Below are 18,550 nucleotides of genomic sequence, written 5' to 3' on the forward strand. Positions count from 1 at the left end.
TAACACCCAGCGCCGACCCAAAGCTGGGCGCCTCAAGCCGACACAAGGAGCTTCATCGATGTGCCCTTTAGCGGATTTTTAGCCCCGCCTTCAAGAATAGAGAGCCGACTAGAATACTGCACCACTCTCTTTGTAGAGTTATTATATCACTAGATAGAAAATCGCTCAATGAAAATGTCTGTCAGTCCTAAAACATGTTTCCGTTACTAACAGCTTAGTGGTCTCTTTCCACAATATAGTCGGTAATAGCCATTAACAATGAGTTTTCAAGCTTTACATTATATAAATATTCTTTTGCACGATTTGTATGCTCGAATAATTTTTCTTTTGCCCCGTCCATTGTTAATAATGCAGGGTATGTGCTTTTTTCTTTCCCGAAATCACTACCTACAGGCTTGCCAATCATAGCTGCGTCCCCTTCAATATCAAGAATATCATCCTTAATTTGAAAAACGAGACCAAGTTCCTGACCAAACAAACGTAATTGTTCAATTTCTTCCTCTTTTGCTTCAGCTAAAATTGCTCCAGCTATTACAGAGTAAGTTAAAAGGTCGCCTGTTTTATGATGGTGGATGTATTCTAATTCCTCTAAGGTAAGGTCTTTGCCTTCACCTTCCATATCAGCAACTTGCCCACCAACCATTCCTTCAGGTCCTGCAGCTTTTGCAAGCTCTTGGATTAACTTTACCTTCATTCCATCGGTTACATTTGGACTATTCATTTCACTAATTAATTGAAATGAATAAGTGAGCAATGCATCCCCTGCAAGTATAGCCATTGCTTCTCCAAACACCTTATGATTCGTTGGTTTTCCTCTTCGTAAATCATCATCGTCCATTGCTGGTAAATCATCATGTATTAAAGAATATGTATGCAACATTTCAATGGCACACGCGATATTAGTTCCAATTTTTTCATCACGATTAAAAGCATGAAGAGTTGCTAATAATAACACTGGGCGAACTCTTTTCCCTCCAGCAGAAAGCGAATAAAGCATCGCCTCTTTAAGAGTGGGCGGGGCTACTAAATGATTAATACACTCTGGTATATGTTGTTCTATTTCGGTTTTACTCTTTTGTAGAAATTGTTTAAGATCAATCACTCTGCTTGATCCTCCTGAAACGATGCTTCTTCTAGTTGGCCATCTTCGGTTAGAATTTGCTCTAATTGCTTTTCAACGACTGTCAGCTTATCGTGACAAAGCTTCGATAAGTTCATACCTTGTTGAAACATTGAAATGGCTTCTTCTAATGGTACGTCACCTTGCTCAAGCTTTTCGACGACACTCTCAAGCTCAGTTATTGCATCTTCAAAAGATAACTCCTCACGGTTTTGCTCGCTCATCACTCATCCACCTTTAATAAAGTTTCCTTTTTAGTATCTAAAACTTGACACTTTACAGTTCCATCGATAACTCTAATTTGAACTGCGTCATCTATACTTACATCACTTACCGATTTTACTAACTGGTTACTATCATTGAATGCTAAACTATACCCTCGCTCCATCATTCGTAACGGACTCAGTACTTCTAATGTCTGTACTTTATTATGAAATTCGTTTTGTTTTTCCTTTAGCAGCCATTTCATATTTTTTAGAAGTTGGTCTCTTAAAAATAACGACTGTTGCTTAGCCTCTGCAAGCTTTGCTTTCGGATGGTTCCTCATTATGTCTTTTGTTAATTGACTTATCTGTTCGGAACGTTTTTCAAGTAATCGTCGCATTTCACGTTCAAGACGATCATACAAACGGTCAAGCTCTTGCTCTTTTTGATGGACCAATTGCTGCGGGTAGCGAAATGCATATGATTTTTGCAAACGGGTTAACCTGTGTTTTTCTCGCTCAACCTTCTCCATTAAAGCTCGGCGTAATCTAAGTTTTTGGAGATCAATGGCTTTAACTAATTCTCTTAGTTCCGGTACTGCTAATTCAGCTGCAGCTGTTGGTGTTGCTGCCCTTATATCTGCAACAAAGTCAGCAATTGTAAAATCCGTTTCATGCCCAACAGCAGATATGATTGGAACTTTCGATTCATATATGGCACGTGCAACTGCTTCTTCATTGAATGCCCATAATTCCTCAATCGAACCTCCGCCACGGCCGATAATTAGGACATCAAACATATTGACTGTATTTGCTTGTCGGATTGCTTTTACAATCGAAGGTGCGGCACCCTCACCTTGTACCAATACGGGTAATATCGTAATATTAGCAATTGGAAAGCGTCTCTTTATCGTTGTAATAATATCACGAACCGCTGCTCCAGTTGGTGAAGTAGCAACGGCAATTCTCATGGCGTAGTTTGGAAGGGGCTTTTTCAAATGTGGAGAAAAAAGGCCTTCAATTTCTAATTTTTCCTTTAATTGTTCGTAGGCCATATACAAGCTTCCAACACCATCAGGTTGCATTTCTCTAGCATACATTTGGTACTGGCCATATGATTCATATACAGTGATTTCACCACGAATAAGCACTTTCATACCATCTTCTGGTTTAAACTTTAGAAAACGATTATTACCAGCAAACATGACTGCTTGCATTCGAGCTTGTTCATCTTTAATGGTGAAGTACATATGCCCGCGATTATGATGTTTAAAGTTAGAAAGTTCGCCTCTAATCCATACATTTTGCAGAACATCGTCAGCTTCAAATTGCCTTTTTATATAACGAGTCACTTCCGTTACAGATAATATATTTTCCCTAGACATAAGAACGGCTCCTTATCTTAACCTCGCTTTGCCGAAATAATCGTGTTATGTAAAAGCATCGTAATGGTCATCGGTCCAACTCCACCAGGCACAGGTGTTAGATATGATGCAACTTCTTTTACTTCATCAAAAACAACATCCCCACACAATTTTCCTGTATCTAGGCGGTTAACACCTACATCTATTACTGCAGCTCCTTCTTTTACATAACTAGCATCAACAAAGTTGGCTTTTCCTACAGCAACGATTAATATATCTGCTTGTTTTGTTAAGTCCTTCATATTTTCTGTACGTGAATGACAGTATGTAACAGTTGCATTTTCATTTAGTAGAAGTTGTCCAACTGGCTTTCCAACAATATTACTTCTTCCGATGACGACTACATGTTTACCTTCTAATTTAATACCTTTAGATTTCAGCATTTCAACAATGCCAAATGGAGTGCAAGGAAGGAAGGTTTCTTCGCCGATCATCATTTTTCCAATACTAATCGGATGGAAGCCATCTACATCTTTTTCTGGACTAATTTTTTCAATTACAGCTCTTTCTGAAATATGCTTCGGTAGTGGCAGTTGAACAAGAATTCCATGTACGCCCTTATCATTATTTAAACTATCAATTAAATTTAACAGCTCTTCTTCAGATATATCTTCTGGTTTCTCAATAAGTAATGAACGGATGCCTACTTCCTCACATGCCTTTACTTTCCCAGTTACATAAGATTTAGAAGCAGGGTGGTGACCAATTAAAATAACAGCTAAACCTGGTACAATCCCCTTTTTACTAAGTTGTTCTACTTCTACCTTCATTTCTTGCCTTTTGCTAGCTGCTAACTCTTTCCCACTAATAATCGTTGCTGACATTTTCTACACTCCTATCCCATTAAATCTTTTTTAGTTTTCTTCTTTACTTATCGCTTCGACAACATTAGATAAGACTCCATTGACAAAGCGGCCTGACTCTTCCCCGCCAAAAGCTTTTGCAAGTTCAATTGCTTCATTGAATGTAACATTCTTCGGAATGTCATCAATGTATTTCATTTCGTGCACAGCCATACGAAGCACGGCACGGTCGACATTCCCAACTCTATCTAACGACCAATTCGAGAGATTATTTGACAAAATACCATCGATCTCTTCTTGATGTGACAAAGTTCCTGAGACGATTTTCTCTAAAAATGGAGTCATCTCCTCACCGTCTTCAAGTGAGTTTGACAATGCTTCTTTCCATTCCACTGCTGTTAAGTCAATTTGAAAAAGAGCTTGAACGGCTCTTAAACGTGCTAGACGTCTATTCATACGTGTTTTCTCCTTCTGTTGGCCTAATTATATGTATGATAATAGCATATTCTACTAGCTGATAACAGAGATTGCCGATATTTATTGAACATACGACTTTTTTGTAGAATTCTCTGGAATGCAGCTATCGGACCATTATCAATTAGAAAACAGCCAAAGGCACAATCCTTTGGCTGTTTGTTTTCAAATAGTATTCCCATCGTCAAACCAGTTAATAACTATTTTAACTTTAAAATTTATTCTTCGGTAACTTCTTGTGGCTCTGTTTGAGCCTCAAATTGAACACCTACCACATGAACATTAACGGCTTCAAGATCAATACCTGTCATCGTTTGTAACGCTTGTTTTACATTAGATTGAATTTTCTTAGCTACATCCGGAATAGACACCCCGTAGATAATAATTACGGAAACATCAACAACTATTCCATCCTCTTTCAACTCAACTTTTACACCTTTGCCGTGATTTTTTCTTCCTAATCGCTCGGCAACACCTGTTGCAAAATTTCCCCTCATTGTTGCAACACCATCTACTTCTGATGATGCAATTCCTGCAATTACCTCAATTACTTCTGGAGAAATTTCTACTTTACCTAGGTCATTTTTCTGTTCCTCTAGGTCTATGATATGATTTTCTGCCATCTTACCGCACCTCCATCATTCAGCCTTATATTCATTTTACCATATTACGGTTTGGTTAAATCATATTGTTCTAAAAATTTCGTGTTAAACTCGCCTGAAATAAACTTTTCGTGACTAAGCAACTTTATATGAAACGGAATTGTAGTATCAATTCCTTCGATTTCAAACTCCGCCAACGATCGTTTCATCCTTGCAATTGCTTCTTCTCGAGTTGCTCCGTAAGTTATTACTTTGGCAATCATCGAATCATAAAAAGGTGATATCGTGTATCCAGGGTATGCTGCTGAATCTACGCGCACACCTAAACCACCAGGGGGTAAATATTTTGTAATTTTCCCAGGTGAAGGCATGAAGTTTTTACTTGGATTCTCAGCATTGATACGACATTCAATCGACCAACCATTCAGTGTAACATCTTCTTGCGTTACTGACAGCTTCTTCCCGGAAGCTACAAGAAGTTGTTCTTTAATTAAGTCGATGCCAGTAACCATCTCTGTGACTGGATGCTCTACTTGGATCCTCGTATTCATTTCCATAAAGTAAAATTGACGTAAGCGGTAATCATAGATAAATTCAACTGTCCCTGCACCTGAATAATTAACCGCCTTTGCTGCTGCAACCGCTGCCTCACCCATTTTATCTCTCATCTCTTGGTCAAGCGCCGGAGAAGGGGTTTCTTCTAATAGCTTCTGTAATCTTCTTTGTATACTACAATCTCTTTCACCTAGGTGAATTACGTTACCATAATTATCCGCTAGTACTTGAATTTCAACGTGGCGGAAATCTTCTATGTATTTTTCCAAGTAAACACCAGGGTTACCAAATGCAGTACTTGCTTCCTGTTGGGTAATTTGAATGCCTTTTTTTAACTCTGCTTCATTGCGGGCGACACGAATTCCTTTTCCGCCGCCGCCGGCTGTCGCTTTAATAATGACAGGGTATCCAATTTCGCTAGCTACTTTTAAACCTGCTTCAACATCTTCAATAATGCCCTTAGAACCAGGAACAATTGGTACATTGGCTTTCGCCATCGTTTCTCGTGCCACATCTTTAGTTCCCATTCTATTAATGGCCTCAGGGCTTGGTCCAACGAATGTTACATTACATGCTGAACAAATTTCTGCAAAGTCAGCATTCTCAGCTAAAAATCCATATCCAGGATGGATAGCATCGACCTCAGTTAAGGTAGCTACACTCATAATGTTCGTGAAGTTTAAATAGCTTTTTGCCGATGGAGTTGGACCGATACAAAACGCTTGGTCTGCCAGCCTCACATGAAGGGATTCTTTATCAGCTTCTGAATAAACTGCGACCGTTTCAATACCTAGTTCTTTACACGCCCGAATAATTCGAACGGCTATTTCTCCTCGGTTAGCAATTAGAACCTTTTTTATCATCATAAACTCTCCCTACTCTGGTTGAACAACGAATAATGGTTGTCCATATTCTACTAATTCCCCATTTTGAACGAGTATTTCTACAATTTTACCGTTAACTTCAGCTTCAAGTTCATTCATTAGTTTCATTGCTTCTAAGATACAAACAATCGTACTTTCATTGACTTGGTCGCCTGGCTTTACATAAGGTTGTGCATCTGGCGCTGGTGCAGCATAAAAAGTTCCTACCATTGGAGATTTAATAGTGACATGCGTATCATTTACCTTCATCTCAGTTTGAACTGGCTTTTCTGCCTCTACTGGTGTTTTTACTGCAGTTGTTTTTTGTTCTAGCGCTGCGTTTGTTACTTGTACGTTTTCTTGAACTGCTGGTATTTCAACGATTGTCGGTGTATATGAGTTCGTGTTTCTTTTAATCGTTATTTTTGTTCCATCTTGTTCAATTTTAACTTCATTAATAGTCGACTTATCAATTACTCTTATCAATTCTTTTATATCTTGAACTTTTAACATAATTCTTTTGTCCCTTCATGATCTAGCTATTGTATTTATTCTGTCATTTCACTCTCTTCAGTTTCTTTAACAACAACATCGTTTTTGTATTGACGAAACACAGGAAACTCAGATAAGTTATCTGGAATTTTACCGTTTTCTAATAAGATAAGTTTTACAATGTTTTTATTTCTCGCCATATGAAACTTTTCTCCATATTCATTTTCTTTCGTATATCGTTTGATGCTGTCGTAGTCTTCTTCTTGAATAGATACTGTATATGTATTTCCGCCTTCTGTTTCAAAATCCTGCACAAATCCAACTTCAAATTCAACAATTTGAATGTTATCATTTTTCAAGTTACGAGTTTGTTCAAATACTGCTTTTGCACCTTCTGTTAAATCATTCCATTCCACTATAATCACCTCATAAAATCATACTTACAATCATTTAGTACTCCGATATTGACGTATTATACCATTTCATCGTTTCCTACGCATTATAGTATATCATGTTCCAAAAGAATAAAGATATAAACATCGAATATCAAAAAGAGACTAATACGATATTAGCCTCTTTAAGTTCTCATCTTAATTTTTATTATTTTGATGGCTGATGCCCTACAACAACTAATCTTTCACCTAATTGCTCGTTTGCCATTAGAAGAATTTCATTCGCTTGCTCTTTTGATAATTCATCTGCTTTTACAATGATTTTTACTTGCTCTTCTTCAGTTAATACTAAAACATCCTTATAACCTTTTGAGCGAATTAATGTTTCTAATAAATTTTCTTTTTGCTCTAACGCTAGTAAGTTATTTTGTTTTTCTAATGCTTCCACTTTGACTTGAGCTGGTACATCTGCTTCTGCAATGATATTTGTATACTCTTGCAGCATTTTGCTACGTGATACTTCACGATCTAAGCGAATTTCTGTAAAAAACTCATCACTATTAATCGCGGAAATCATTCCGTCTTCAACTTCCCCTTCGCCTTCTTCGTTACCTTCAGTCATCATTTCTTCCATTTCATCTTCTTCAATATTTACAGAAACTTGCCCGGCATCTTCTTCACCCATCATCTCTTCAATACCTTCCATTTCCTCATCCATATAAGCTAGGTCCGTTGTATTTTGCGGTTGAGATGTCATGTAATACACTGATAAAACTACAATTAAGCTAAGCATTGTTAATAACCATACTGTTTGTTTCTTTAATACCATTTTTTATTCCTCCTTTAATTTCTTAGGCATTACTGATACACGGTGAGCTGGTACATCAAGGACTCGGCTTACAGCTTCGACAACTCTTGCTTTTACTTGCATATTGTCAGCTCCTTCAGCTACAACTAGGACCCCACGGATTTCAGGTTTTTGCTTTTTTACTAACAGCGGCTCTTCACTGTCTCCTTTACGGATAATGACAACCTGTTCATCTCTCGTTAAGTCATCTACTTGTCTCGTTCCACCTTCACGGTCAGTCTCATCCGTTTTCTGATGCTTTGTATGAATGTTTCGTTCATACACCCTTTTCTCGGTTTCTGCTAAATTGATCATAATGGAAACATCAGAAACTCCTATCATTTGTTCTAAAACTTCCTTTAATTGATTTTCATAACGGATTTCATAGTCTTCCATCGTCATAGGCCCGGAAGAGCTACTCCTTCCTAAAGCTGGCTCTGCTTCTTCATTCTCGTCTTGGTTAAACACTGGTTCACTTGGTGGAGCACTTTGATCATCACCAATGAAATTTCCTAATATCATTAGTCCAACACCTACACAAAGAACCATGATCACGTATTGGATCGTATTTTTTTTCTTTGGACTGCCAGCTTTTTGGTCAAACAGCTTTTTTAGCCATTGCTTATCCCCTTTATCACCTTTTTCCATATCATTGCTCCCCTCCTTCCCAGGCTAAAGAAATTTTATCTTTAGGAATTTGCCACTCATCTGCTAAAAATGTTTGAATGGGGACTGCGTCTACTCTTGTTTCTTCTTCAGCAGGTAGTTCTTTCCGTGTGTCGATATTTACCACAGAAACTGCTTGAACAAGTTCACCTTCATTTTCCTCTTCTGCCACTCTTTTAAGATGCACTGTTACTTTTACAATGGCATCCTCATCTGTAGTATCAAAGGCAAATTCATCGAGGGTAATTTGAACACTATCAACTTCTACATCAAACTTTGCCACCAACTCCTCTTCTACTTGTCTCTTCATTGGGACAGCCATCTGTTCTGATATATATGCACGTTGTCCTCTTTCTATTTCTATTTTCTTTCTTTCTATTGAATTTTCTAAAGAATTTTCTGAAACGTGTTCGTTGTTTGAAAAGGTTGGCAGTATATCATTAATATCTTTAGAAAAAATGGAAAGCAAAGGATTAAGAATAATAACTAGTAACAGCAAACCAACAACCATCTTGACATAGCGTTGCATACTAGAATTCGGTAATAGGAGCTCCAAGATCGTAGCTAGTAAAATAAAAATAATAATATTCGTTAGCCAATCTGTTAAAAAGCTCATTTTTTCACACTCCTTACCGCATCATTAATGAAACATTTCCGGCTGCAATGATAATCGTTAGAGCTAGGAAGAACATTAAGCATACTGTTGCTAAAGCTGCAAATATAAAAATAACTGATTTACCAATAATCGATAAACAATCAATGATTGGACCGCCTCCAAGCGGTTGAAGAACTGCAGCTGCAACTGTATAAATAATGGCAAGCGACAATACTTTGATCGCTGGAAATGCGCATAACATGAGAAGTATCGCTAGACCAGCTAGTCCAACCGTATTTTTTAGCAGGACACTAGCACCCATTACAGTATCAGCAGCATCGGTAAACATCCTCCCGACAACTGGAACAAAATTCCCTGCAATAAACTTTGCTGTTCTTACTGTTATTCCATCGGCTACAGCTGACGTTGCACCTTGGACAGAAATGACACCTAAGAAAACCGTTAAAAATACTCCTAAAATTCCAATACTAATATTACGTAAAAAGTTTGCTAGCTTCGTAACTTTGTAGTGATCACTGAGCGTACTTACAATACTTAATAACGCAGACAGGAACAGCAACGGCATGACCACATGTTGAATAAGCAGCCCGCTCGTATTGACGAGAAAAACGATTAATGGATGAAACAATGCCACAGATGTGATACTTCCAACAGCAGCCATAAGGGCTAAAAGTAAAGGTAATAAGGCGATCATGAAGTGGATCATATTACTTATTGCGTCCGATGCGTACGTAATTGCAACATGAAAACTATTCAGCGCTATGACAATTAAGACCATATAGGTGATTGCATAAGCCACTTTACTGATCGTATGCTGCTCAAAAGCATTTTGTAAGGATTGTAAAACCATCGCAAAGATGGTCAAAAGTATAAGTGAGCCAAGAAGCTTTCCATTGACTAATAATTCATGAAGAAAAAATTTTATAAGTCCACCAAACCACTCTTTAATAGAAAACTCTTTTTCACCTTTTACAAATTCCATAAATGTGCCTTTTTGACTTTCTGGAAGAAAACCTCCATATTCTGTTGCCACCTTGTCCCAAAATTCCTTAACTTCATCTACTCCTAATTTCTCTAATTGTTCTTCTACAAAAGTGTGTTCATCCATCGGTGTAGTCTCGGCTGATACTTGAAATGGTATAAAGAATAATAAAGCGAAAAAACATACAGTTAAGATGCGCATCTCTTCACCCCCTCTATGATTAATCAGGAGATGCTTGTACCACTCAATTTAGCCCGGAATTAATGAAATAATCATCTCGATAATGGAAGTCAGGATCGGGATAGCCATTACTAGAATTAAAATTTTTCCTGCTAACTCAATCTTGGAAGCGATTGCTGCTTGTCCAGCATCTTTTGCAATTTGTGCTCCAAATTCAGCAATATAGGCAATGCCGATAATCTTTAAAATCGTTTGTACATAGACCATATTAATATTGGCATTTTTCGCAATATCCTCGAGCATCGTAACCACTTTAACAATTTCATCTATGATAAATAAGAAAATCAGGATCCCGACAAATACGGTTAAAAGAAAAGCAAAGATCGGCTTTTGTTCTTTTACAACGAGAGCAAGGAAGGTGGTGATCAGCCCTAGTCCAACAATTTGAATGATTTCAATGGTCACCACCCCCTAACCTTGAAATAAGAATACACCTTTTATTTTTTGGAATAAGTCATCAACGATTGATGCCACCATATAAAGAACTACGACAAAACCGATGAGTGTTACCCATTGTGCCCAATCGTCTTTTCCCATTTGTTTTAGAACGGTATGAATCATGGCAACAACGATCCCTATTCCTGCGATTTGAAAAATGGTATTTACATCATATGCCACCGTTAAACCCTCCCTTATTCCTCAGGATGCAAAATAAATACTTATAACATTAATATAATGATGAGTAAACCAGTTAAGAAACCAAGACTTTTAATCATCTTTTCATATCGATTTTGACGATCCTTCGCTTCGCCTTCTTCACGCTCAAGGTGATTGATAGTAAGTAATATTTGTTTCTGTTGGTTCGTTCGATCATGTTGACCTAGTGTCGTGCCAAATTGTTGCATAATTTCATATTCTGCATCGCAAAGTGCGGTAAGCTGCCATGTTTCTTTCAAGCTTTCTTCCCATGCAACTGGTACACTTTCTTCCTGATTTTTCAACCTTTGAGCAAATTGCGAAAAGAAATAAGACACCGGCTTAGGCATTTGCTTAGCTAAGTTATGACAAGCTTCCGCTAATGGTGTCATACCATACATAATTTCAGCTTCTAGTGATTGAAGGGCAATTTTTAATTGTCTTAGTTGGCGTGGACGTTCACTTAACCTTCTTGCAATTTCAAAGCCGACCCAAGTCGTAGCAATTAAAATGATGATTGCACCTATAAGCTTCAAATAGCGCTCACCACATCTTTCCGAAGCTGGTTACGAATTCTCCGAATGGCACCAGCAGAATTCCTTCTCGTTAGTTCAATACATCGATTAAACACATTAGCTTTCATTAGACCTGAAATAGTCGGACGGTGATCTAATTCCTCCATATCAAAACCATGGACTGTCGTAATAATTTTTACGCCAGCATGAATGGCTTCCATGATTGCTATTGCATCTTCCTGCCGACCAATTTCATCTACAATTAACACATCAGGACTCATCGAACGGATCATCATCATCATCCCTTCCGCCTTAGGACAACCATCTAAAACATCAATTCGATGCCCTAAATCATGCTGCGGTACACCTCGTACACTAGCCGCTATTTCAGAGCGTTCATCAACAATACCTACTTTACTAGGCGGTATATTTAACTCTGGCACTCCACTACTGACAATCCGGGCAATATCTCTTAATAACGTTGTCTTCCCCGTCTGTGGTGCTCCGACGATTAATGTATTTTGCCACCCTTTTTGATAAATGTGCGGGACTACCTTGTCTGCAACACCTATCTTTTGTCTTGCAATCCTAATGTTGTATGAGCTAATATCTCTTAAAGCTTTCACTTGCCCTTGTTCAATAATCACCTTTCCAGCTAAACCAACTCGATGTCCGCCGCGGATCGTAATAAATCCTCGTTTCAATTCCTCTTCAAAAGCATATAAAGAATATTGACTAAGTTGATTTAATAGCTGTTGACCATCTTCTGGCCTAACCATATACATTTGACTTCGAACTTCGGGATAGAAGGGTTTTCCACGAGCGATGATTTCTAATGGCCGATTTACACGGATACGAATTTCTTCTAACTCTTTCTTTATTGAGTCTGGACACTGAGTAATAAGCCTGGCGATTGGATCTGGCAGAACTTCTAGGACTTCTTTCATATTTCTCTCTCCTTCATCCTCAAAAAGCTAGTCTCAACCAAATGTATGCACAAACAGCTTGTTTATTCCTTATCTTTTAATACCAATAAGAATTAATGTTACTCCTAATCCAATGAGTATGAGCTTACTTGCTGACAGTTTGTCTGCTAATCCAATAAGCCCTATTGTCATCGTAGTAATTAGAACGAGCGGCCCAACAATAGCTAATATCGCATTGATAGCTACTGCTTTTTCAATACTGTTGAACTTGAGCATAAGACCAGCTGCAGATAGTTCGATCAATCCTGAAATGACTCGCAATAAAACCATTCCTAGTAACGCTGTTTCAATTCCTGTAAAGAAGCCTTTCATTTCATTCACCTCTAAGCGAAACTCTCTTTGTACAAACTATGTTGCAAGTAATCAGTTCAGAACAGCTTGTTTAAAAAATAAAAAAGAAGCCGGAAACATTGTTCAGCTTCTTTCAATTTATTATTTTTTTCAGTTTCTTTCTTCATTTCTTCAATAGGGTTTTATATTAGTAGGTATTAAGCTATTATTGAAATTCACGCTCAGTCCCCATTCATTGATAGCCAACTAACACGGAACATAAAAAAAGCTTGATGCAAATGCATCAAGCTTTTTAAACTTAGGCACGAGACACGTAATCACCGTTACGAGTATCGATAATTAAAACATCACCTTGGTTAATAAAGAATGGTACTTGTACCGTTAACCCCGTTTCAAGAGTTGCAGGCTTTGTGCCTCCACTTGCTGTATCACCTTTAATTCCTGGCTCTGTTTCTGTAACTTCTAGTTGAACTGTATTTGGAACTTCTACTCCTAAAATTTCACTTTGGTATGTCATGATTTGAACTTCCATATTTTCTTTTAGGAATTTTAATTCACGTTCAATTTGTGAAGTCTGCAGTTCAATTTGTTCATACGATTCGTTATCCATAAATGTATGTGTATCACCACTAGCATATAAGTATTGCATTTTACGATTTTCGATATGTGCTTTAGCCACTTTTTCCCCAGCACGGAATGTTTTTTCTTGAATCCCGCCTGTACGAATGTTACGTAGTTTTGTACGAACGAACGCAGCACCTTTACCTGGCTTTACATGTTGGAATTCAAGTACTTGCCAAATTCCGTTATCTACTTCAATCGTTAATCCAGTTCTTAAATCATTTACAGAAATCATCCTTTGTCCTCCATCTTCGTTCAATCAATTGTTTAGTTCACTATAAGAATATACCATACATTATCCGCAGGGTGCATAATTTATTCGCCGACGAAAAGTAGTTCTTTAGTCGACTTTGTAAAAGAACGATTTCCCTCTTCTGTAATAAGAGTATCATCCTCAATACGGGTACCGCCTACACCAGAAATATAAATTCCTGGTTCAACCGTCACAATCATACCTGGCTCCAAAATCGTATCAGACTTTGTTGATAATGATGGGCCTTCATGAACTTCCATTCCTAAGCCATGTCCAGTTGAATGACCAAAATACTCGCCATACCCTTGCTCGGTAATATAATCACGAGTTAAAGCGTCTGCTTGTTTACCAGTCAGACCTGGCTTAATTCCGTCCATTCCTCTTTTTTGTGCTTCTAGAACTGTATCATAGATCTTTCTTAACTCATCGCTAATTTGACCAACCGCCAGCGTACGAGTAATATCTGAGCAGTACCCTTGATAATATGCACCAAAATCAAGTGTAACCAGCTCTCCTTTTTCAATTACCTTATCGCTGGCCACACCGTGGGGAAGAGCAGAACGTAACCCTGATGCGACAATAATATCAAATGATGATGACGCTGCTCCTTGTTTTCTCATGAAAAACTCTAGTTCATTGGCCACATCAAGTTCTGTTAATCCTGGTCTTATGTATTTTGTAATATGATCAAAAGCCGCATCAGCTATTTCTGCTGCTGCCGTAATAATTTTTATTTCGTGCTCATCTTTTATTAATCGAAGCTTTTCCACAACGCCACTTACAGGAATGAATTCTCCTTGTATTTGTTTTTTATAAATTTCAAACGTTTGATACGTCGTATGGTCACTCTCAAAACCTAACTGACTAATCCCCATATTTTTGGCTTGCTTAGCTACTTCTTCAAAAATAGGTCCTGTATGCTGTACAACCTCAAAACCAGTTGCTTGCGCTTGAGCTTGTTCCACATAACGAAAATCTGTAATAAATTTAGCTTCTTTTTCTGAAACAAGAGCTACTCCAGCTGTACCTGTAAAATTCGTCATATACCGACGATTATAAGAGCTTGCGATCAATAATCCATCAATACCTTGCTCTTTAAATGTCGCACGTAACTTTTGTAAACGTTCCACTTAACTTCCCCCTTTAATTATTGCTTGAATTGCAAGTTCATAACCCAAAAAACCTAATCCAACAATTTGCCCTTTCGTAACAGGTGAAATGACCGAGGTATGTCGAAAAGTTTCTCTAGCATGCACATTTGAAATATGCACCTCAATAACAGGCACTGAAATACTAGCAACTGCATCTCTAATTGCATAACTATAGTGAGTAAACGCCCCAGGATTGATAACAATACCTGCGCAGCCAGTATCTTGGGCTTCGTGAATCCAATCAATAATTTGACCCTCAAGATTGGATTGCTTACATACCACTTCATAACCTAGACCTTTACCATGTTCTACAAGTCTACTCTCTAAGTCCGCTAGTGTTTCATGACCATAAATATCAGGCTCTCGCATTCCAAGTCGATTAAGATTTGGTCCATTAATTACAAGAATCGAGTTCATTGATTCTTTCTCCTCTTTTTGAAATAGGCTCTTTAAAGTGGATAAATGATGATCATTGATTTGGGCCCTTGTGTAAAATAATGCTACACACCAATCAATTTTCTAATCAGTTATTGAGCCCAAACCGCCATTAGTATCACTCTAGAAATTACTCTAAAAGAGCCAGTATATATGTTTCTTTATGGTTTATTCTACCATAGTTTTTTCTTCTTTTGCCAATGAACTCATTACCTTTATGATGATTGTACTCTTTTCAATTCCTGATATTCAAAGGAAATTGAGTATCCAATAAACACACCATATAGCAAATACAAACATAAAGTAGTTATTATAGTGTTCGAATCTAAATTTGCCACACTTTTCAGGCCAGGGAAAATTGGATTCAATAAGTAAAACACAATTAACCACAGAATAATTCCATATAAAGCTCCTGCCCACATGTTATTAACCTTTTCAAGTAACAGCTTATAAATAAATGCAACTAGAATTGATAACAATCCAATGACAATAATCCCAACGATCTGTCCCATGTAACCATTTTTCCAATCGCCTAACGCCCACGGCATCAATACAAGAGCAGGACCAATTCGCGCAAAATTAAAAAAGAAGGCAATATAACCTATCGTACTCCATAATAACCCGCCGACTACTCCAATGGTTGCAATTTTGGCATTATATGACATCGGGTCATCTTTTTGGTTTTGTTCTAATGATTGTTGATTTTCCAATGTTCAACACCTCCAATTGTAGTATGTCCCATCTTTTTCTATAGTTTTCATTAAATTTCAATTCCATTCATTTGGTCTGTATTATGGATAACTTTAGAAAATTTCTAGAAATATGTGTAATTTAAAAAATAAAGGGGAAATCTATGAACAGGAAGATATCATTAGAGGAATTATGGACATTGTTGTAGAATATAAATTAAAAAATAATAATCTTATGATAGCATTCGCTAACATATGCAACTATGATAAACGAGGCCAAGCCGTCTCATACACATATACTGAACTAGGGTGTTAATAAATTCTTGTAATTTCTTTTATATAACAACTTGTGCTAAATCTTTGGAGGTGAGCCAAATGTCTCGTAAAATGTACAATCCGCTTGTTTTAATTCTTATTGGGTTAGCTGTGTTCGGCTTCTTTTATCGACTAATTACAGAGCCGCTGCAATTATTGACCCAATTCCTTATTTTTGGGGCGATAGCTGCTATCCTATTTTTCTTGTACAAACGCTTCCTTGCGAAGCAATTTGGAGTGGAAGGGACCTCTCACCGTCCGAAACAGCCGGTCAAAAATAAAATAAAGAAAACGACCAATGTTATCCCGCATCGTAAGAAGGCCGGACAAAAGAAAGCTTCTAATCGTACGCTTAATAAACGAAGTTCAGCACCAACTTTAACAGTGATTGAAGGAAAAAAAGGAAAGAAAAAAAATCGTGCACTGTTTTAAGATGCGCGATTTTTTCTTTTATCCATGAAATAGGAAAAATTTTCACATATAATAAGAGAGAGTCTTTTATTTATATTCGTTTATGAAAGGAGGTCAACATGTTTGAGTCAAACTTCCTCACCTGGTTACTATCGATAGAACATCCGATCCTTGACTTTTTCATGTCACTTTTTCAACTGATTAGCCATGAATATATTTATTTCATATTCATTCCAATTATTTACTGGGCTATTCACAAACAGACCGGTTTTCAGCTTTTGTCTTTATTTTTATTTTCCATGTATGTTAACAGCTTCATTAAAGATGTTTTTATGATTGAGCGACCAGAAGTTACACCACTTGATAACGGCTATTCTTTCCCGAGCGCTCATACACAAGCGGCGACTACGTTTTGGGGTTATCTCATCCCTGCCGTAACTAAACAATGGTTTACTATTTTTGCTTGCTTTATTATTGCCTTAGTTGCGTTTTCTCAGTTATATTCAGGAGCGCATTGGCCATTTGATGTTTTAGGGGCCATTATTATTGGAGCGTTTCTAGTTTATGCTAGCTATCGGTCATTAGACTGGACGGGTGGAATGCCTGAGCGAATCAAACTTTCACTCTGGGTCATTATTCCTGTTGCACTTTTTGTCCTATCCCCGGATCAAGCTTTATTTAGTGGTGCTTTACTAGGTGCCGGTATTGGCTATCACCTAGAACAAACTAAGAACCGGATGGATATGAAAGTCACGTTTATCAAAAAATTAATCGCTATAATTATAGGTTTAATGGGAATTATTGCTCTTCAGACTATTGGACTGTATTTACCAGATCAAGTAGTTATTGAATTCATTTATGCAATTGGAATCGGATTATGGATTACCTATATTGCACCGGTTTTATTTGTTAGTTTAAAAATTTATGGACAGCAAGGAAATAAAATAGGGGTGTAACCGTTGTTAGTACACCCACTTTTTTAAAAACTTGTGTGTACGCTCTCTTCCTAATAGAATGAGAGCTTCTTTTTTTTCTTCCGTTAAATCGAAATCCGTAGCTTTGACATCTGTTACAGGGATAAATACAATATTTTTGGCGTGTTCCTTCACGATATAACGGACATCGTGAGCTTTACGCATTGTTTCAAACAAGGACTGGAACATATCGATCCCAGTTTTAATTTCATGTGGTGGAATTTCGTCTAAGTCTGGTGTCAACCTAAACCCTAATACAGGCCTTACAATCTTTTGATTTATATCCTTCATGAAAAGCCATAATGGAAAATTACTCAGAACCCCTCCGTCAACTATATACGATTTTTTACCTGATGGATTATATACTTTCACCGGTTCAAAGAAATAGGGGATGCTGCTACTCATTCTAACCGCTCTGGCAACTGAAAATTTTTCCGGCATAATACCATAGGCCGGTAAATCATCAGGAAGAACAACGATCTGCCCTCTGCTTAAGTCAGAAGCAATAATTTTAAGTGTTCCTTCTGGTAAATCAGCAAATGTTTTTATTCCTTTCTTTGCCAACTTCTCATCAATCCACTGTTCTAATGCATCTCCCTTATACATCCCTAAGTTAAAATATAATTGTACCCATTTCATCCATTTAAAAGGGAGTACCGTTTTTCTACCGTCCATAAATTGAGCCACATTAAGTTCATTCATCATGTCATTAAGTTCATGACTCGTATAACCTGCTTTCAATAGCGCTGAAAATAAAGCGCCTGCACTTGTACCTGCTAATCTCTCGAAAGTATACCCTTTTTCCTCGAGAACTTGTGTTGCCCCAATAAACGCAAATGCACGGACGCCCCCTCCAGCAAAAACACCATCTATTTTCATACCCTTCTCCTCCTCCTCACAATAAAATATGTGTTATTCGTCTAAGGAGGTACAATAGTTGAGAATTTTTTTATTACGGTAATGAAATATTTTAGGGGACTACGTGAAGTGTGTT

At 37.5% G+C, this 18,550-nt stretch carries 25 protein-coding genes; 2 read left to right on the forward strand and 23 right to left on the reverse strand.

From position 1 onward, the window contains the following. Positions 1-214 precede the first annotated feature (214 nt). From AC2VNP_RS04845 to AC2VNP_RS04950, 22 genes are all read right to left on the reverse strand, one after another. Positions 215-1,099: a polyprenyl synthetase family protein gene (locus AC2VNP_RS04845; RefSeq protein ID WP_486916314.1), complete on the reverse strand. Its 885-nt coding sequence runs from the start codon at positions 1,097-1,099 to the stop codon at positions 215-217. Next, positions 1,099-1,344, reverse strand: a complete 246-nt coding sequence (locus tag AC2VNP_RS04850; RefSeq protein WP_275116860.1) for an exodeoxyribonuclease VII small subunit — start codon at positions 1,342-1,344, stop codon at positions 1,099-1,101. Before AC2VNP_RS04850 ends, AC2VNP_RS04845 begins: the two co-directional genes overlap by 1 nt. Then, positions 1,344-2,708, reverse strand: coding sequence for an exodeoxyribonuclease VII large subunit (gene xseA, locus AC2VNP_RS04855; protein ID WP_486916263.1), 1,365 nt, complete (start codon positions 2,706-2,708; stop codon positions 1,344-1,346). Before xseA ends, AC2VNP_RS04850 begins: the two co-directional genes overlap by 1 nt. Positions 2,709-2,725: 17 nt before the next feature. Further along, positions 2,726-3,571: a bifunctional methylenetetrahydrofolate dehydrogenase/methenyltetrahydrofolate cyclohydrolase FolD gene (gene folD, locus AC2VNP_RS04860; RefSeq protein ID WP_486916264.1), complete on the reverse strand. Its 846-nt coding sequence runs from the start codon at positions 3,569-3,571 to the stop codon at positions 2,726-2,728. A gap of 30 nt (positions 3,572-3,601) precedes the next feature. Then, on the reverse strand, positions 3,602-4,006 hold the full coding sequence (gene nusB, locus AC2VNP_RS04865; protein WP_486916265.1) for a transcription antitermination factor NusB: 405 nt from the start codon (positions 4,004-4,006) through the stop codon (positions 3,602-3,604). 236 nt (positions 4,007-4,242) lie between these two features. Then, positions 4,243-4,647, reverse strand: a complete 405-nt coding sequence (locus tag AC2VNP_RS04870) for an Asp23/Gls24 family envelope stress response protein (RefSeq protein ID WP_486916266.1) — start codon at positions 4,645-4,647, stop codon at positions 4,243-4,245. Positions 4,648-4,691: 44 nt separating this feature from the next. Beyond that, positions 4,692-6,044: an acetyl-CoA carboxylase biotin carboxylase subunit gene (accC, locus tag AC2VNP_RS04875; RefSeq protein ID WP_486916315.1), complete on the reverse strand. Its 1,353-nt coding sequence runs from the start codon at positions 6,042-6,044 to the stop codon at positions 4,692-4,694. Positions 6,045-6,056: 12 nt separating this feature from the next. Beyond that, on the reverse strand, positions 6,057-6,557 hold the full coding sequence (gene accB / locus AC2VNP_RS04880) for an acetyl-CoA carboxylase biotin carboxyl carrier protein (RefSeq protein ID WP_486916267.1): 501 nt from the start codon (positions 6,555-6,557) through the stop codon (positions 6,057-6,059). Between the two features lie 35 nt (positions 6,558-6,592). Next, complete coding sequence (locus AC2VNP_RS04885; protein ID WP_486916268.1) at positions 6,593-6,952, reverse strand: hypothetical protein; 360 nt, start codon at positions 6,950-6,952, stop codon at positions 6,593-6,595. Positions 6,953-7,136: 184 nt separating this feature from the next. Beyond that, entirely contained in the window at positions 7,137-7,757 is a 621-nt protein-coding gene (locus AC2VNP_RS04890; RefSeq protein WP_486916269.1) for a SpoIIIAH-like family protein, read from the reverse strand. Between the two features lie 3 nt (positions 7,758-7,760). Continuing rightward, entirely contained in the window at positions 7,761-8,423 is a 663-nt protein-coding gene (gene spoIIIAG, locus AC2VNP_RS04895) for a stage III sporulation protein AG (protein ID WP_486916270.1), read from the reverse strand. A 1-nt stretch (position 8,424) separates the two neighbouring features. Next, positions 8,425-9,057 (reverse strand): stage III sporulation protein AF, encoded by a 633-nt coding sequence (spoIIIAF, locus tag AC2VNP_RS04900; RefSeq protein ID WP_486916271.1) that lies wholly within the window; start codon positions 9,055-9,057, stop codon positions 8,425-8,427. A 13-nt stretch (positions 9,058-9,070) separates the two neighbouring features. Further along, a complete protein-coding gene (spoIIIAE, locus tag AC2VNP_RS04905; protein ID WP_486916272.1) occupies positions 9,071-10,240 on the reverse strand; it encodes a stage III sporulation protein AE in 1,170 nt (389 codons plus the stop codon). 48 nt (positions 10,241-10,288) lie between these two features. After that, the gene (gene spoIIIAD, locus AC2VNP_RS04910) at positions 10,289-10,684 is read right to left on the reverse strand and encodes a stage III sporulation protein AD (protein WP_486916273.1); all 396 of its coding nucleotides are present in this window, start codon (positions 10,682-10,684) and stop codon (positions 10,289-10,291) included. A 6-nt stretch (positions 10,685-10,690) separates the two neighbouring features. After that, the gene (gene spoIIIAC / locus AC2VNP_RS04915) at positions 10,691-10,897 is read right to left on the reverse strand and encodes a stage III sporulation protein AC (protein ID WP_216829433.1); all 207 of its coding nucleotides are present in this window, start codon (positions 10,895-10,897) and stop codon (positions 10,691-10,693) included. A gap of 41 nt (positions 10,898-10,938) precedes the next feature. Further along, a complete protein-coding gene (spoIIIAB, locus tag AC2VNP_RS04920) occupies positions 10,939-11,451 on the reverse strand; it encodes a stage III sporulation protein SpoIIIAB (protein WP_486916274.1) in 513 nt (170 codons plus the stop codon). Further along, on the reverse strand, positions 11,448-12,377 hold the full coding sequence (spoIIIAA, locus tag AC2VNP_RS04925) for a stage III sporulation protein AA (protein ID WP_486916275.1): 930 nt from the start codon (positions 12,375-12,377) through the stop codon (positions 11,448-11,450). Before spoIIIAA ends, spoIIIAB begins: the two co-directional genes overlap by 4 nt. Before the next feature lie 69 nt (positions 12,378-12,446). Then, positions 12,447-12,728, reverse strand: a complete 282-nt coding sequence (locus AC2VNP_RS04930) for a YqhV family protein (RefSeq protein WP_216829430.1) — start codon at positions 12,726-12,728, stop codon at positions 12,447-12,449. Positions 12,729-13,005: 277 nt separating this feature from the next. Then, positions 13,006-13,563: an elongation factor P gene (gene efp, locus AC2VNP_RS04935; protein ID WP_486916276.1), complete on the reverse strand. Its 558-nt coding sequence runs from the start codon at positions 13,561-13,563 to the stop codon at positions 13,006-13,008. An 80-nt stretch (positions 13,564-13,643) separates the two neighbouring features. Beyond that, a complete protein-coding gene (locus tag AC2VNP_RS04940; protein WP_486916277.1) occupies positions 13,644-14,711 on the reverse strand; it encodes a M24 family metallopeptidase in 1,068 nt (355 codons plus the stop codon). Further along, the gene (aroQ, locus tag AC2VNP_RS04945; RefSeq protein ID WP_486916278.1) at positions 14,712-15,149 is read right to left on the reverse strand and encodes a type II 3-dehydroquinate dehydratase; all 438 of its coding nucleotides are present in this window, start codon (positions 15,147-15,149) and stop codon (positions 14,712-14,714) included. Between the two features lie 233 nt (positions 15,150-15,382). Beyond that, positions 15,383-15,877: a YqhR family membrane protein gene (locus tag AC2VNP_RS04950; protein ID WP_486916279.1), complete on the reverse strand. Its 495-nt coding sequence runs from the start codon at positions 15,875-15,877 to the stop codon at positions 15,383-15,385. 354 nt (positions 15,878-16,231) lie between these two features. Between AC2VNP_RS04950 and AC2VNP_RS04955 the strand changes: the two genes are divergently transcribed. Both AC2VNP_RS04955 and AC2VNP_RS04960 read left to right on the forward strand, forming a co-directional pair. Then, positions 16,232-16,603, forward strand: a complete 372-nt coding sequence (locus AC2VNP_RS04955) for an SA1362 family protein (RefSeq protein ID WP_275116878.1) — start codon at positions 16,232-16,234, stop codon at positions 16,601-16,603. A 98-nt stretch (positions 16,604-16,701) separates the two neighbouring features. Then, entirely contained in the window at positions 16,702-17,538 is an 837-nt protein-coding gene (locus AC2VNP_RS04960; protein ID WP_486916280.1) for a phosphatase PAP2 family protein, read from the forward strand. Between the two features lie 6 nt (positions 17,539-17,544). Here the strand turns inward: AC2VNP_RS04960 and AC2VNP_RS04965 are convergent, their stop codons facing one another. Next, positions 17,545-18,435: a patatin-like phospholipase family protein gene (locus tag AC2VNP_RS04965; RefSeq protein ID WP_486916281.1), complete on the reverse strand. Its 891-nt coding sequence runs from the start codon at positions 18,433-18,435 to the stop codon at positions 17,545-17,547. Positions 18,436-18,550: the final 115 nt, after the last annotated feature.

This window comes from Alkalihalobacterium sp. TH-98 (assembly GCF_057473385.1).

Excerpts from the sequence above, each read along its gene's own strand:
- AC2VNP_RS04850 (WP_275116860.1), bottom strand. The coding sequence starts at position 1,344 with ATGAGCGAGCAAAACCGTGAGGAGTTATCTTTTGAAGATGCAATAACT.
- xseA (WP_486916263.1), bottom strand. The coding sequence starts at position 2,708 with ATGTCTAGGGAAAATATATTATCTGTAACGGAAGTGACTCGTTATATA.
- folD (WP_486916264.1), bottom strand. The coding sequence starts at position 3,571 with ATGTCAGCAACGATTATTAGTGGGAAAGAGTTAGCAGCTAGCAAAAGG.
- nusB (WP_486916265.1), bottom strand. The coding sequence starts at position 4,006 with ATGAATAGACGTCTAGCACGTTTAAGAGCCGTTCAAGCTCTTTTTCAA.
- AC2VNP_RS04870 (WP_486916266.1), bottom strand. The coding sequence starts at position 4,647 with ATGGCAGAAAATCATATCATAGACCTAGAGGAACAGAAAAATGACCTA.
- accC (WP_486916315.1), bottom strand. The coding sequence starts at position 6,044 with ATGATAAAAAAGGTTCTAATTGCTAACCGAGGAGAAATAGCCGTTCGA.
- accB (WP_486916267.1), bottom strand. The coding sequence starts at position 6,557 with ATGTTAAAAGTTCAAGATATAAAAGAATTGATAAGAGTAATTGATAAG.
- AC2VNP_RS04890 (WP_486916269.1), bottom strand. The coding sequence starts at position 7,757 with ATGGTATTAAAGAAACAAACAGTATGGTTATTAACAATGCTTAGCTTA.
- spoIIIAG (WP_486916270.1), bottom strand. The coding sequence starts at position 8,423 with ATGGAAAAAGGTGATAAAGGGGATAAGCAATGGCTAAAAAAGCTGTTT.
- spoIIIAF (WP_486916271.1), bottom strand. The coding sequence starts at position 9,057 with ATGAGCTTTTTAACAGATTGGCTAACGAATATTATTATTTTTATTTTA.
- spoIIIAE (WP_486916272.1), bottom strand. The coding sequence starts at position 10,240 with ATGCGCATCTTAACTGTATGTTTTTTCGCTTTATTATTCTTTATACCA.
- spoIIIAA (WP_486916275.1), bottom strand. The coding sequence starts at position 12,377 with ATGAAAGAAGTCCTAGAAGTTCTGCCAGATCCAATCGCCAGGCTTATT.
- AC2VNP_RS04930 (WP_216829430.1), bottom strand. The coding sequence starts at position 12,728 with ATGAAAGGCTTCTTTACAGGAATTGAAACAGCGTTACTAGGAATGGTT.
- efp (WP_486916276.1), bottom strand. The coding sequence starts at position 13,563 with ATGATTTCTGTAAATGATTTAAGAACTGGATTAACGATTGAAGTAGAT.
- aroQ (WP_486916278.1), bottom strand. The coding sequence starts at position 15,149 with ATGAACTCGATTCTTGTAATTAATGGACCAAATCTTAATCGACTTGGA.
- AC2VNP_RS04955 (WP_275116878.1), top strand. The coding sequence starts at position 16,232 with ATGTCTCGTAAAATGTACAATCCGCTTGTTTTAATTCTTATTGGGTTA.
- AC2VNP_RS04960 (WP_486916280.1), top strand. The coding sequence starts at position 16,702 with ATGTTTGAGTCAAACTTCCTCACCTGGTTACTATCGATAGAACATCCG.
- AC2VNP_RS04965 (WP_486916281.1), bottom strand. The coding sequence starts at position 18,435 with ATGAAAATAGATGGTGTTTTTGCTGGAGGGGGCGTCCGTGCATTTGCG.